The 15,975-nt window shown below is 34.6% G+C and carries 12 protein-coding genes; all 12 read right to left on the bottom strand.

The features are described from left to right. On the bottom strand, positions 1 to 1,061 hold a 1,061-nt coding region (locus tag Q5O30_RS10345), incomplete at its 3' end, for a glycoside hydrolase family 172 protein (RefSeq protein WP_302674696.1). A gap of 15 nt (positions 1,062 to 1,076) precedes the next feature. Continuing rightward, complete coding sequence (locus tag Q5O30_RS10340) at positions 1,077 to 1,904, bottom strand: carbohydrate ABC transporter permease (protein WP_021953671.1); 828 nt, start codon at positions 1,902 to 1,904, stop codon at positions 1,077 to 1,079. A 4-nt stretch (positions 1,905 to 1,908) separates the two neighbouring features. After that, complete coding sequence (locus tag Q5O30_RS10335; protein WP_021953670.1) at positions 1,909 to 2,787, bottom strand: carbohydrate ABC transporter permease; 879 nt, start codon at positions 2,785 to 2,787, stop codon at positions 1,909 to 1,911. 99 nt (positions 2,788 to 2,886) lie between these two features. Continuing rightward, the gene (locus tag Q5O30_RS10330; RefSeq protein ID WP_021953669.1) at positions 2,887 to 4,188 is read right to left on the bottom strand and encodes an ABC transporter substrate-binding protein; all 1,302 of its coding nucleotides are present in this window, start codon (positions 4,186 to 4,188) and stop codon (positions 2,887 to 2,889) included. A gap of 367 nt (positions 4,189 to 4,555) precedes the next feature. Further along, complete coding sequence (locus Q5O30_RS10325) at positions 4,556 to 5,539, bottom strand: LacI family DNA-binding transcriptional regulator (RefSeq protein WP_021953668.1); 984 nt, start codon at positions 5,537 to 5,539, stop codon at positions 4,556 to 4,558. Positions 5,540 to 5,550: 11 nt separating this feature from the next. Beyond that, a complete protein-coding gene (locus tag Q5O30_RS10320; RefSeq protein WP_021953667.1) occupies positions 5,551 to 7,404 on the bottom strand; it encodes a hypothetical protein in 1,854 nt (617 codons plus the stop codon). Position 7,405: 1 nt separating this feature from the next. Further along, a complete protein-coding gene (locus Q5O30_RS10315) occupies positions 7,406 to 8,572 on the bottom strand; it encodes a polysaccharide pyruvyl transferase family protein (protein WP_021953666.1) in 1,167 nt (388 codons plus the stop codon). 39 nt (positions 8,573 to 8,611) lie between these two features. Beyond that, positions 8,612 to 11,329: a polysaccharide pyruvyl transferase family protein gene (locus Q5O30_RS10310; RefSeq protein WP_021953665.1), complete on the bottom strand. Its 2,718-nt coding sequence runs from the start codon at positions 11,327 to 11,329 to the stop codon at positions 8,612 to 8,614. Between the two features lie 11 nt (positions 11,330 to 11,340). Beyond that, positions 11,341 to 13,203 carry a hypothetical protein gene (locus tag Q5O30_RS10305; protein WP_021953664.1) on the bottom strand — a complete coding sequence of 621 codons (1,863 nt, stop codon included), beginning with the start codon at positions 13,201 to 13,203 and terminating at the stop codon, positions 11,341 to 11,343. A 57-nt stretch (positions 13,204 to 13,260) separates the two neighbouring features. Next, the gene (locus Q5O30_RS10300) at positions 13,261 to 14,259 is read right to left on the bottom strand and encodes a glycosyltransferase (protein ID WP_021953663.1); all 999 of its coding nucleotides are present in this window, start codon (positions 14,257 to 14,259) and stop codon (positions 13,261 to 13,263) included. Between the two features lies 1 nt (position 14,260). Next, complete coding sequence (locus Q5O30_RS10295; protein WP_021953662.1) at positions 14,261 to 15,403, bottom strand: glycosyltransferase; 1,143 nt, start codon at positions 15,401 to 15,403, stop codon at positions 14,261 to 14,263. 21 nt (positions 15,404 to 15,424) lie between these two features. Continuing rightward, positions 15,425 to 15,975: glycosyltransferase (locus Q5O30_RS10290; protein ID WP_302674695.1), on the bottom strand; the 551-nt coding region annotated here is incomplete at its 5' end.

Raw genomic sequence — 15,975 nt, 5'->3', positions numbered from 1 at the left:
CAGTCATCTGAAAGATGGTTTGCATGTCCATGCTCAATAGTAACTTTAAGACTATTTTCAAATCTTACAGGGTCAGTAATATGGAATCTGTAAGATACCTGGAATCCGTCAGTATCTCCTTCATGAACTATTGTTCCAAAGAACGGATATGCATTTCTCTGCATTCCCCATGCATGGTTAAAGTAATCTTCCGTTCCGGTTCCGTTAAGGCTAGGGTATTCTTCTCCATCTATAAAGAACATATCATTTCCTTCACCCCACCAGCTTCCCTGGAAGTGTTTTACCGTAAGGTTGCATCCTACATAATGTCCTTTTCCTTTTACATCTAACAAAACGTAGTTGTTTTCACCTTTATAATTTGTAACATTGTTTACTTCCGGTGAGTTTACCTGTAACTCAGGTCCCCAGCCTTTGCAAGGGTTCTCTCTATGCCAGCATGCATGGAAGTAAGCTGTTTCCTCATCAAGAGGTTCCTTATACATTTCATAATCAATATTAAAATAAAGAATAAACGGTAATTCATTTTCGTTTATAATTTCAATTTTTGCCTTTTTGTTAAATGGCATTGGGAAGTAACATGATACTGAGCAAGGTGCTCCATATCTTCCTGCCTCTTCCGGTTTTAATGATACATTAAAAGGTAATGATGAGAAATTGCCAGGATAGCAGTTTCCTATACAGAAGAAGTCTCCAAAAGGTACATATACACTTGGATTTTCCTGATCATCCCATGTCATTTTAATTAATACTTTTCTATAGTAATATGGATCATAATCATCCCATATTACGCCAAGAGGTGGTGCAATTTCCATTACCGGTGCTGCTGATGCATTTAAAACCGGATCAAGTATACTAGGTGCCTTTACTCTTCTACATGAAGATGTCATCCATATATGTGTAATGCATCCGGGACCTTCTACTTCCCCTAATGTAATTGATTCACCTGCAGGTATTTCCCAATAATCCTGATTTTTTCCTCTCTGATCCCAACTTGCAAGTCTTCCGTTTCTTGCCTTCTTTACTGATGTTAAATCTTTAAATAATCCTGATACTCTGCTCATTTTTTTCTCCTCTCTTTAACCTTTTACTGCGCCTGCCGTCATACCTTCTACGATGTTCTTCTGGAATAATCCATAGAATATTAATTCAGGTACGATTATCATAATACTTGAAGCTATAATTCCGCCGTAATCTACTGTGTATGTACCTTTAAAGAATGATGCTCCCATGGATAACGTATAATCTGATGCATCTCTTAAGATAACCGATGCAAACGGATACTCATTCCAGATATAAAGAACATTAAATATTACAACAGTGGCTATTACCGGCTTTGTCATTGGTAAAATTACTTTAATAATTAACTGCCTCAAATTACATCCGTCCATTACTGCTGCCTCATCAATTTCACTTGGAAGGGATTTTAAATAACCAACTAAAAGTAAGGTATTAAAGGATATTGATGTAGCTATGTATGGAAGAACCAATCCTACCTTTCCGCTTAATCCAAAAAATACATTTATTTTATATACCGGGAAAAGCAATATAAATGGAGATATTGCCAATCCTAAAATCAGATAACTGTAAACTGCCTTTCTGATTTTCTCATTCATCTGCATTCTTGCTAAAACAAATGCACTTAAAAAGGTAATTACTAATTCTACTACGATTGATATGATACATACAAAGAATGTGTTACCATACAATCTTGGGTAATCAAGCACCTCCAGGGCATGCTTGAAATTTTCTAAGTTAAAACTCTTTGGTAATGCCAGGGGATTTGACATAATATCTGAGTTAGTTTTAAAGGATAGCAAAACCATCCATATAAAAGGAAACACAATTATAAGTGTGATTAATGCCATAACAATGTACATTGCGATTTTTTTCTTTTTATTAATCATATCTTTATGCCTCCTTGTCTCTTTCTCTCATTAAAAACTGGAATACAAACATTATTATAAGAGAAATAATAAATGTTATTGTTGCCAGAGACATTCCATATCCATATTCACCATTTCCAAAAGTTGTTGAATAGCTGTATGTAACTAATGTTTCTGACATATGGTTCGGACCACCGCCTGTAGTCTGCTGTACAATTTCAAATATTTTAAATATTCCTGTTATAAGTAATACGGCAACTGTTGATATGGTAGATTTCATCATAGGTATTGTTACATATCTAAGCTGCTGCCATGAAGAAGCACCGTCAATCTTAACTGCTTCTATTACATCGCCTGGAATCATTCTAAGTCCTGTTATATATATTGTGGTAAGATATCCCAGCTGCTGCCAGAAATATATAAATCCGATACAATAAGGGGTGAGTTTATTTCCCCCAATCCATGTCTGTTTAAGTCCCGGTAATCCAATGGCATCTAAAATACCATTTATTAAACCAACATGAGGATCTAATATATAAACCCATATAATACCAACTATAATAGGTGCTATAATTGCCGGAGAAAATATCAATGCCTTAGATGTGTCAACAAACTTTAAGTGATTATTTAAAAGCAATGCCACAAAAAATGCTCCCACCAGCAACAGCACAAATGCCACACCAAATATAATCATTGTATTTTTAAATGAAATCCATAATGTATCATCCTGCAAAAGTCTTTTATAATTTGTTAGCCCGTTAAACGTTGCTTTTCCTATTCCGGAATATTTTGTGAAACTATATCCTATAGCCATTATTATCGGTGCAATAATATACACTGTATAAATTATTAATGTAGGCAACAGCAGTCCTATTAAATATCTCTTTTTACTCAACCAAGACACGTCTTTGCCTCCTTTCTCCCAACATTCTCCTTCCTCGCCCACATTCCGTTGTGAAATGTGGGGAAGAGGAGAATCTAATTATAATAATATTAAAGAATTTTAATAGTTCATTTTCTCATCAATTTTTGCAAGGGCATCCTTTGGTTCATAGTTACCTGTAATTACACCAAAAATTGAATCATATAACTGACTCTGAACAGATGATGAAAGCATCAAATCCGGCTGTTTTGCAGGGCTTGCCCATCCTTCATTGATTGATTTCACTACCTCATTTAATGTATGCTGTGCATCTGCCACTTCAATTCCTGTATAGTTTGTTGCAGGGAATACAGAGCCTTCATATGACATCTTTGCTGCTTCTTCGCCATAGTAATATTCAAGGAACTTATAAACCGCTTCTTTCTTTCCACTATCATCTGCTACCTTTGAGCTTACACAAATAGGATTTGATGGTACTTTCATAGCTGCCTTTTGTTCGTAGCTGCTGTCTGAGAATGTAGGTCCCCACCAGAAGCCAACTTTGTCGCCCATCTTTTCATCTAACTCTGCACTATCCCATGCACCTGAATTGAATAAAAGTGCCTTGCCTGACTCAAATGTATTCTTTGCATCAAAGTATTCCTGGGTTGCCATGTTCTTTGCAAATGCTCCTGCCTTTGCAAGACTCTGTAACTTTTCAAAACATTTAAGTAAATCGTCATTGTTAAATTTCTTCTTGCCATCAAGAATATCATTAATGTAATCTGAGTATCCGTAACGGTCTAACATTGCAAGATAACCCCAGATTGCATATGAGCTGTTTTTATTTCCCTGAGCAATTGCTGTAATTCCTTTGTCATTACATTTCTTTACAATATCAAGTAATTCGTCAAAAGTTGTTCCGTTCTTAATTTCAACTCCTAACTTTTTTGCAACTTCTTTATTGTAGAAGAAGCCTTCAACATTACACTGATATGGAAGTCCGTACTGGATTCCATCCTTAAATGCTTCCTTAACACTTGCATCAAGAGCTGAATCTGTACTAGTGTATTCTTTTAAAAAGTCTGATAAATCAAGTAAATACCCACCCTCATTATATTCAGAGGTCTGTGATGCATCCAACCAGAATATTTCAGGTAATTTTCCACTTGAAGCTTCAAGCTTCAGATTCTTTAAATGTGCTTCCGTGTCTGCTGCTTCAAATTCAACTTTGTACTTTCCTGAATACTTTTTGTTAAATTCCTGAACAATTTTGTATGTAACTGTCTCCTGTGTTTTTGGATCAGCAACATGTATTCCAAACTTAATTGTTACCTCTCCGTTTCCTTTAGCGCTGTCATCTGACTTAGATGAACTTCCACAGCCAACCATCATTGCTGCTACCATGGTTACTGCCATTACTAATGCTATAATTTTCTTCATTTTCTTTCCTCCTTTAGCATTTATTAATTTGCGGAACCCTTTTCTTGACCCTTTTCCACATTTTTACAGTGTGTTATTTGTTTTTGTGATTTTTGTATGTGGAACGGGTTCCATTTGATAGCTTTATTATATATTTTTACTTATGTTTTGTCAATATCATTTTTAACCTTTGTGCATATTGCTATATATTCTCTCTTTTAATTGGTTATTAAGTATATATTTTTCATTGTTCAAACGTTTTCATTGTTATTTTTTTAACATTAAAATATATCAAAAAATAAAAAAAATAAACTTTATACCGGCGATTTTATTAATCGCCAACATAGAGTTTATTTTTTTACCTGTTATTTATATATTAATTTGTAAATTATACTCTGGTACTGTCTCCTCTTATAAGTACAGTTTCTAAGTATATATTTTTTTCCGTAGCAGCATTTCCATCTATGGCTCTTGTAATTATTCTTGTTGCCTCTTTCGCCAGTCTTTCAATAGGCTGCTTAATCTTCGTAAGGGAAGGATGTGCCATATCTGTTACATATGTTCCGTCATATGCAATAATTTTTAAATCTTCAGGAATTTTTCTGCCTTTGCTTAACGCATACTTCTCAAACAGCATGGCAACAAGGTCCGTTCCAAACATTCCATCTGCATCCGGATACATATCGTATACTTCTTTTACTACCTGAGCGAAATATTCCGTATCAAATTTGTTCCACTCCATTTCATAAGTGTACACTTGAATTCCTGCTTTCTTTAATTCCCGCTGAAAGTATTCATGTCTCTCCAATGCCGGAGACTGAACTTTCTTAGCTCCCTGGAGTTGAACTACCTTTTTGCATCCACATCTTATAAACTCCCTTGCTGCCATAATTCCACCATGTCTGTGATCCACTGACACTATGGGAATCCTGTCGTCAATATATCGATCTAATGCAACAATAGGCATATCGTTTATAAGATATTCATCCACATTTAATGAATGAACACCGGTTATAATACCATCTACAACACATTTCTTAAGCATCTGCAAATACTCTGTTTCATATTCGCTATTCTTAGCTGTGCTGCACACCATAGTTTTATATCCCTTTTCATGCAATGCACTTTCTACCTGATTCACAAACTCCGAAAAAAAAGGATGTTCCAAAGCAGGCACCAAAACTGCAATTATACCACTTTTGTTTCTAAACAAATTTCTTGCCAATTCATTTGGCATATAATCCAGCTCCTTCATTGCTTTTTCAATTTTATCTTTTGTTTCCTCAGAAACATAACCACTGTTGTTAATAACTCTCGATACGGTAGCAACTCCTACTCCCGCTCTTCGTGCCACATCCTTAATTCCAGGCATCTTTTTCCCTCTTATTCTCCAAATTTCACTGATACTGACTCAAACATTTTAATATATGAATTGCCCTTTACATAAACATATTCATTATTATCAAGCTGTGCCTTTTTGTATCCTGCGTCTAACAATTCCTGATAATTACTTATTGTTGAAAATACTATATTATCCTTTGTTAAATTCTCCGGCTGTTTTGCATATATGGTGTATTCGTTTAAAATCAGTTGATATGCGTAAGTGTTTCTCTGTACTCCACTTCTTTCATAGTAATCCACTACATAAATATCTTTTGGTACATCGTAACCTTTCTCCTCTAGCGTTCTGACCACACCTGTTCCTGCATCGCTAACTTTTTTAACATTAGTACAGTAATTATTATCCCAAACTGTTGCACCATAAATATATTCGTAACCAAATAACAGCGTAAGAATAACTAGTGGAATCATAATTTTTTTCTTGTAATAGCTAATTAAAAATATTACCAGCAATACGACAGTAATAACTGTCGCCATTAAGTAATATCTGGTTCTCATAGGCACTTTGCCGCCTATGTCATAACCGCTAAATGCATTGTACACTTCTGAAGCCACTCTTGATCTTCCCATTTTAGGTAAAATAAAGCATACCCATACTGTCTGGAATGACAAAAGAAGTATTGCAAATCCCACAAGATATTTTCTAATACTTTCTCTTTTCTCATATATCATAGCAATGCCTGTCATAAATACCGGTCCTAAAAACGGTCCCACATATCGTACATAAGTAAGAGCCTTAAATCCGTAAGGATTTCCACCATCCAGTGCCGGTACCACACGCTTTAACCATGTAAAACACTGGGCAAACATTACAGCTCCAATACACATAATAAATAATGCTGAAATTACAAGACAAAATGGTTCTGCATTAAAGTTTCCTTCTTCATCCTTCACTGCCAATGCTTTTTTTGTAACTATAAGCTGTGCTATTGTATCCTTATATCTGAAAATAAGCATTATAAGTATAAGGGCAAAAATGCCTCCTGAAAATACCAATACAGTATTAATCTGCCCGAAAACTGTAGAACCTACTGCATTCCACGTTTTTGGATTTGCCAACTTCTGTGGTGTTATATCCATTTTTGCCTTTGTATTTCTCAAAAACTTTCCTTCCTGCCAATTCCAGATAGTTTTTTTAACCATGGTATTAAACTTACCTGCCGCAAAATAAAACACTCCAAGGGAAATTATTCCTGATATTGGTTCTACAAGCCACTTTCTGTAGAATATAAGATAACATACAACAACAATACAGAAAGCAATAAGAATAACCTTTGTTCTGGCATGGGTTGTAAGCAAATATGTAATTAAAAACATAATGCCAACCGTGTATATGATTTTTTTCTTTTTATTGTTACCATATTCAATTAGCTTGCAGGCAAACAAAGTTATAATCCATACACAGCCAATAACTATATGTTCATTAAACACTTCCATTGCTCTTGTTACTACCATAAATGAACATGCAATGGAGCCTATAAATAAATAAGCTCTTTTATCAACCTTAAGGTATTTCTTCATAATATAGTAGCTTATTGGTGCGCTGATACTTTGTAAAATTGCACACACGCTAAGGATTGTTCCATAAATTACTGTTACGTTATTTGTCAAATAAAACAGTGGTGCAAATAGTATTGTAAAACCGCCACCGTAATAATATTTTGCAAATGTAGTTAATGCTGTCCAGTCTTTTCCACCAAAATATGCACCTGTTGACAATGTTCCTAACTCGTCCATAGGTGTTCTCATTGGAGAACTAAAAAGTGCAATACAAATAAGACGCGGAATAAGTGCAATTAAAAATACCCACAGCAAATCATATTTTTTTGCCTTCATTTTAATTTCTGTCTCCTTCTTCATATAACTTTATTGACTTTCTGACTCTAAACGGGAATAACAGCTGGCTTCTTATTACCACTGAATGATGCTTTTTCTTGGAATTTAAAGCGTTTTCAAGCCATGCCATTGATTTCTTTCTTTCATTGTTTAATATTTCATTAACCTTAGTGTAATCTAATTCCATTTCGTTGTCAAAAGTTCCCAATTCATTAGGGTCCCACACAAATCTGTCCATTAAATCAAATTCTTCCATTAAAGAAATAAAGCGGTCTGCTCCTCTTCCCGGATTTGAAATAGCATAAAAAGGCTTTTCAAATAAAATTGAAATACAAGTTCCATGGAAAGAATCAGTAACAACCATATCACTATGTTTAAAATAGAATAACCAGTCATCTACTTCCACATCAGATACTACATATTGGTCTAAATCCATTTTTTCCCTATTAGTTTCGAACAAATGTGGCCATCCGTCCAACATAACTACCAAATCTTTGTTATATTTTTTTGCAAGCCTTAATAATGCTTCCCTCTTTTCAGGGGTAGGATCAAGTATATAAGCTGCAATGTAGTTTGACTTTACTTTTCTGTCTGATTCATTAGCTATGTCTCCTAAGCAGTTGCTTTCACATAAAAGCACCGGGTCTAAAACGTGTTCTGCACGGATTCCCAAAAGTTTTTCGCACATATTTACGTTGACCTTTTCCCTTACGGAAACATAATTCATTCTTCTTAAGCATTTTACCGCTTTCCACATATATTCCTTTGGAGCCTTAAATCTGTCAGTACCAAAGGATGTGGCATAGGATATTTTTTTATTCTTACGATTTACAAAATCCAGAAAATAGCTGTGTCCGAATATTTTAGTAACATTGTATTTCCACAACTGATCAGCTCCTAAAACAAAGGCATCACATACATCATTCAACTTTCCTATTTCATCCACATGATAAGCAGGACTTATATCGTAATGTGCCCTGGCAAATCTTAATGAATGTCTGTCTTCCATTGACGCCTCTTCAAAATGATCTAAATATGGTCTGTGAATCATTAAAACTGACTTTCCCATATTTTTAATTGCATAATATAATGAATAATAAGTCGCGATGCTTCCATAATTGCATCCAAACCATACTCCAAGTATTCCCACATCATACTTTTTCTTCATTCTGCGCTCCATTCTTTATCACAAATTACTTTAAATTAATTACTTTTTTATCTTTCTTAAAACTACCTTCAGACGCCACTTAACTCCTGCCTCAATTCTGTATAAGCTCCACTTACCTTCATAGCTTAGTTTTTTCTTTAATTTATTAATAATCTGCTTTTTTTGTTCACCATCAGATTCAGGGATTTTTATGTTATCAGGCAAAAGCTTTCTAACATTAATCTTCTTTGCACCCTTTGCCACATTAGCCTTACCCCATGTTACATATTCTTCATTAGTAAACACGAAGTTTTTGCATCTTCCCTGAACACCCAGTGCCTCGTCATCATTTTTTATTTCCACATAAGCCGGAAAATGTTCCCTTACAAATTCATATACCTGGTACTTAAGAGGACTTATTTCCTCATTTCGTCTGTCCCATACTAACAGCACTGAGAAATTTCCCATGCTTATTAATTTATATTCTTCCAATGCCCTGTATGCATCATCCATATTTTGTGGTTTTAACGCAAAGTAAGCATAGTCAAAAGTATCCTGTTCACAGCATTCTAAGCATTTAGTAAATGAGGCATACTTTGCCATGGACATAAATCTGTCCCTTAAAGGCTCCGCATGAAAAGGTTTATCAAGAGGCTGTCCTCTTCTTAAAACAAAATCAAGAGGAACCGTCTCAAATAACTTAAGCTTTGATTTTATTCCTGATAGCACTTCCATTCCCTTATCATTATTGGCAATTATAAGAGAGGTTCCCTTGTCATCATTAAAATCCGGGTTATATTTAAAAACTCCCCAGAAATCTCCAAGAGTAATATCTCCCTGCCTTGGAAGGGTTGCATAATTACAGGTCTGACAATGAGGTCTCACAGTAAAGGCTCTTGTAAAAGCACGGTAAAACTTATCTTCCGCCTTTATTTTTCTGTATTCACTTCCATCTTCATACTTAACTGTCATTCCTGTGGAATTAATTTCCCACTTGTAAATGTCTTTATCTCTAAATCCTACGTATTTGACCTTTTTATCTTTATGAATATCATCCATATATTTCTTAAAGCTTCCCGGTGTAGGCCCACCGTGGCATAAAAGGTCAATAGTTATAAGTTTGTCGTATTTTTTTCCAAGAAATCTTTTAAATCCGGCTATCTGGCATCCGCATCCTGCGTACAATGCACTTCTTCCTTCATCTAAGGCTTTCTTAACTTCCTTAAAAGTGTCTTTTGTAATACTTTGTATATATTTAGAGCTTCGTAGTTTTTCCAGACCTTCTTTTGTGTCAACTACAATATGGGAAATATTGAAATCATCATCAAAAGCTGCTCCGCAAACTACTCCTCCCTCATCTATAATTTGTTCTGCAATGATGGTAAAAATGCCACCTGAAGAACTTTTCTTTCTTATTTCGTCATTTCCAAATCCCGCAAAGCATTTAGGCTCTTTGAAATTATCCGAATAAGGATGTAATCCCGGACAGGTTCTTGAACACTTGCCACACTGAATACACTTGTTAAAGTCTATTTTAGGATAAATTGCTCCCTCATCATCAAATTCCATTGTTATGGCATCTACAGGGCATACCCCATAGCATGCTCCACATCCGCAGCATTCTTTTTTAAGCACCTTTTTAACTGTTTTATCTGTATCCTTCGGCTTTTGAAGTGCCTCTTTAAGCCATGTCATCGAACGCTGTTTTTCCATGGAAATAATCTTATTGTGTTTGTTTCTATCGTATGTTTCTAACAAGTCATATCTCTTTGTAATTTCACCGGGGCTGGTAAAATATCTCTCTTTTATGTCTAACATTTCAGAAAGTGAATTAAATCTTGCGGCACCACGGTTTTCATTGTTTATAATCACAAAAGGTGTTCCAAATATTGCCGCAAAGCTTGCCCCATGACAGGAATCAGTAACTACGCATTTAGCATTTTTAATGTAATAAAGCCAGTCCTGGGTAGTTATGTCCGAAACAGTATTTGGAAGATTTAAAGCCTTCTTAAATCTTTCAAATTTGTTTGGATTTCCATCTAATATATTAATAAGCTTCAGATTTTTCTTTTCTGAAATTTTTAAAAGACTTTCCCTGATTTCATCTGTAGGATTTAAAATATAAGCCAGCATGTAATCTTCCTGTATGTCAAGATTGCTTTCCTTTACTAGCTCATTGTAGTCATTTTCATCTAATAAAAAAACAGGGTCTAACACCTGGGTTCCTTTTATTCCAAACTCATCCTTTAAAACCCTTACACCGCTTTCTTCCCTGACAGATATGGCATCAAACTTCTGAAGTTCTCTGGTAACTCCTGCCACCTTTTCTAAAGGCGTAAAGGAAACTTCGTGTCCAAAAGATGATGCGTAGGCAATTCTTTTTTTGTCAGAATTTGCAAAATCAAGATAGTAATTGAGTCCATAGCTTTTTGCAATGGTGAAATTCCACACCTGGTCGCATCCTAACATAAAAGTGTCACAGTAATTGTTTAGCACTTTCATGTCCTCTACAGGAAGGGATGGAGCAAAATTCTTATAATGTGTCTTTGCAAAAACTCTTGCATGAGATGTATCATCTAATTCAAATTCAAAGCCCTTTGTTTCCACTGCCTGTTTATCCAACATTAAAACTGAATAACCAAGTCTTGACAAAACAGTATTAAGGGCATAATAGGTCATGACGCTACCGTAGTTAGCGCCATACCACATGCCCATTATTCCAATATCAAATTTTTGTGTTCCCAGTATATCAAATACTTTCTGTTCACTTTCCGTCATGAAACCACCTGTTAATCTATTCCAAGATATTTTTTCCAGAAGTCTTCGCTTACAAGTTCCTTGTATCTTTCCCTATAACTCTTTGCCGCTTCATCATACTTTTCGTCTATAAGCTTCATTGCCTGCTTCATTACTTTTCTGCCACGGAAGAATTCTTTTCTGTCCCTTGCTATATAAATTGCGTTCTGGTAATTGTCTGTAACAATATATTCCCCAATTCTGAATAATTTATAAACGCTTCCATAAGGTGCGTTAACGGTAACCTTATCCTTTTTAACCGGGAAGAAATATCCGTTAAGGGTTATTTTGTGGAGCAATCTTGAAATAAACGGAAGCTTGTAATCTCCCTGCTCGCCACTTACTAATTCTTCCTCTGTAAGTCCCTTATATCCGATATAATCTTCAATCTTTTTAGCCTTATAGTTCATTCCTATAAGTTCCTTGTGAAGCTTCTCACTGTCTGTTTCTAGCAACCAGTCAATTCCCTTACAGAAATCCTCTGCCGCCCTGTAGTTATATTCAATATACTTGTAACGGTATCTTGAAATATTAACCCATATTGCACGCTTAACCGCTTTCTTAAAATCTTCCTTTGTGTAATCAGGGCACTGAATTGCATTAATAATAGCCTCATTTCTAATGTCATAATAATCTAGCATTCCAGGCATTTTCCCTGCAAAAGCTTCATGCCAGATACAAATTCCGTTAATAAGAATAAATCTGCCACGTCCTACTCTTAAACCATACTCAATATCATCTCTGTGAATAAATATTGGTAACGGAAGATTGTTATCATCAATTTCTGAAAGTGGTATACAGCAGTACCACCATCCTGTATATTCAATAGGCTTGTCTTCAATTTCTGATTCAAGCACCATATCTAATTGTCTAATATCCAAATCATTCTTTAATGCCTTTATTTTACCTTTATTCCACTGTGCTCCTGCTTCAAACTGAAGATATGGAACATTAAGAACCAAAAGTTTTCCTCCGATTGTATGTCCGAAGTATTCAGGCTTTAAATATGATAATAAAATATAATTTAATTCTATTGCAGCTGAACTGATAGTTGCATCATCATCCATTAAAAGTACATGGGTAAATCCCATTTCCTTCTGGCGTTTCTTTGTTTCAATAATACCTCTTGTGAAACCACCAACTCCACCAAGGTTTGCGTTCTTGCTTACTGTTATAAATTCATTTGAATCTACAATTCCGTCAAGGGATGATGCATTATCTGAAATGTGAATCCACAGATTTCTGTATAAAGGTGAATCCTCATTTTCCAAAATATCATGGAAAATAATTCCCATATTTCTCTTAACGTACTTTTCACGCTTAAATGTACATATATCTATTGCAAGCTTTACTGTCTGTGTAGGCTCCATGTCTACTGTGTCATATGAACCGCCATATATTGTAACTTCACTATCCTTTGCTTCGATTTCAGCATAATAAATTCCTTCATCAGCCAGTTTACCAAAATCAAATACTGATTTCTGTCTTGTTTCATTGTTTACATCAAAGGACTTAATTTCATTAACTTTAATGTCATTACCTTCTTTTTGTGCATGCATTAATTTAACAGTGGCACTTCCTTCCATGTCAAGTAATAATGAAATAGTATCAATTACTGTGTACTTTGCCCATTTTCCAACAGAAAAACTGTTTGAGTAAGTATCAAGGGAAACCTTTCCTCCTTTATGGATTTTTATGCCGCTTTCTTCGTTTCCGAAAAACTCAGCATTTTCCATTCTGCAGTAAATCGATGCAGTCTCTAAATCATAGCTTTCCTTGTTTTTCATTAACTCTTCATCTGCGCATATAATTTCTTTATATGCAATGTCCTGTAAAATTAATTTCTGTATTCTCATCTTTTCTTCTCTCTTATTCACTTTCTATATTTTTATAGGTTATGTTATTAACCTTTACTAACTTTTTTGTTTAATATAATAACAAAATCTTGCCAGCGGATATGCCTTGTATCCTGTTTTTCTAAGTATCCTTACAGCCGAATTAATATTTGACTGATAGATTGCAGGATAATTGCTCTTTATTTTTTCATCAATAACTTTCATATCCTTAGAAACCTTTTTTGAAAATGGAAAACTTAAATATATTTTCATTCTGCTGGCCACTAATCTTGCAATTACATTTTCAATGTATTTTTTCTTTGAATCTGCAATGTTTAGTTCTACATTTTCATCGTAGAACTTAAGTAGTGCCTTAAGCACCCTGTCAAAATTAGTGGAATTGCGTTTCATTTTTTCCACATTCATGCTTTGGTTTGGCAACCCTATTCTGTACTGATATACAAAATCCGGAATAAACTTTACCGTGTTTATATATGGTATTGGATAAACAACAAATTCCATATCAACATAAAAGCAGTTTTCATCGATTTTCCTTATTTGTCTGAGAATATCCGTCTTAACAGTATATCCGTGCATTTTGAGGAAAATTTCATGGGGCAGCTTTTCAAAATTATATTCCCTGTTGTAAACCACACCATCAAAAGGCTTTTGGAATTCCACTGTCTTCTTTCCTGTGTCATTGTCTACCCAGTAATAATTGGAGTAAACCAAATCGCAATCATCTTTTTTAAGTGTTGCTATAAGGTTAATCATAGATTTTGTGTCCACCCAGTCATCACTGTCTACCACTTTAAAATATTTTCCCGTGGCATTTGCTATTCCTGTATTTATGGTTGAACCGTGGCCACCATTTTCCTTATTTATTAATTTAAAAGTATCCGGATATTTCTCTGTATATTCCTTAGCAATGATAGGAGATGAATCTGTAGAACCATCGTTTACTATTAAAATCTCCATATCATCTATTATTTCCGGTATTATAAAAGAATCCAGACACTGTTTTAAATATTTTTCCACATTGTATGTTGGAATTGTTACTGACAATATCTTTGACATTTTATCTTCCCTTCACAATTCTTGCAAGTAATCTTGGCAAAACCGTTATGGCATGTCCCGCTTTATAAGAAAAAGAATCATACACTTCCTGCACTCTGCCTTCAAGCTCTCTCTTTTCTTCTTCCTTTACCCTTAATTGTTCATCCCTGTCTTTTATCTGATTTTTCAGGTCTTCAATTTCACCTTTTAAATTATCAATCCAGTTAACATGATTTTTTATGTCTTCTTTTATTTGCATAATAATAGGATTATATACCTTATATATGTCCTTATTATTTTCATCTAACATATTAACATCTATATAATTCATGGTTTTAAGCATCTCTTCAAAAACATCACAGGCATATTCCTCAAAGAAAATACTGTCTCCTAACAACTGTCTGTACTCATCATTTAATCTTCGTATTGTCAGGTTATGAAGCTTTTTCAATCCATATTTCGATGATATCTGAAGATTATCACTTATTCCCTTTAATAAATCACAAACCTTTTGTCTGTTCCATTTTATTTCAGTATGACCATATCTGTAACAATATGCCGGCTTATCTACTCCGTAAAAACGCCTTGCCGCTATCATTGCCTCCACAAAAAACGGCGGGTCCTGATATCTCACATATTTTTTAAAGCTAATATGATTTTCCGTCAAAAGACTTTTTTCAAATATAAATCTCTGATATCCGAAATCAAACTGATAATCAGTATATTCAATAACACCGTCTTTTTCAAAATGATAGCCAAAATATCTGTCAGGGAATTTTTCATTATAAATTCCATCGTGATAGTCCATAAAACTTCCACCTGCAATGCTGACATTATTTTTCTCAGCTCCCACATAAAGCGTTTCCAATATTTCCTTATCAGGATACCAGTCATCAGGATCCATGAAAATAACATATTTTCCGGATGCTTCTTCTATTCCCAGATTTCTGGCACAAGAAACCCCCTGATTATTCTGTTTTATAACTCTGATTCTGGAATCTCTGTTACAATATAGCTTTAAAACTTCCTCTGAGCCATCTGTAGAGCCGTCATCAATACACAATATTTCTATTTCCCTTAAAGTTTGAGACACTATACTGTCTAAACACTGGGGAAGATATTCTTCCATATTGTATATTGGAATTATTACAGAAATTTTTATCATTTACTTAATCCTTCCCTTTAATTATTTCCCATACTTTTTAAACCCATTGTAGGTATACGCACAAAAATAGAATGCGGTCTTTATTAATCCGTATCCTAAATATCTGTAACATCCTATCTGCATCTTTGCTGACTTAAATTTGTTTCGGGACTTTCCATTTTCACTTAATCTGCTACACAAAAACGGAACATCTATTCCATATACACGATTATATTTCCTTAAAATCTCCATCCACATAATGTAATCTTCATGGAGTTCATCGTGACACATATAAAATTCCTCTGCCAGTTCCTTTTTCATTACAACTGACGAACACGGTATATAATTTGTCCTAAGCATCATTTTATATGTTATTTTTTCAGGGATAGGAATTACCTTTCCTGTTGTACTGCCATCAGCATTCATTAATTCTCTTCCGGTGGCTGTAAAAGATAAATTATTTTCTTTCATAAAAGCAATTTGCTTTTTTAACTTGCCTTCCTTCCACCAGTCATCTGCATCTAAAAATGCAATGTATTCACCTTTTGCTTTTTTAATACCAAGGTTTCTTGCCTCAGCCACACCCATGGACC

Source organism: Eubacterium sp. CAG:161 (assembly GCF_000432355.1).
Taxonomy (GTDB): Bacteria; Bacillota; Clostridia; order Lachnospirales; family Lachnospiraceae; genus Eubacterium_G; species Eubacterium_G segne.
This window is presented reverse-complemented; position numbering and strand designations above follow the sequence as displayed.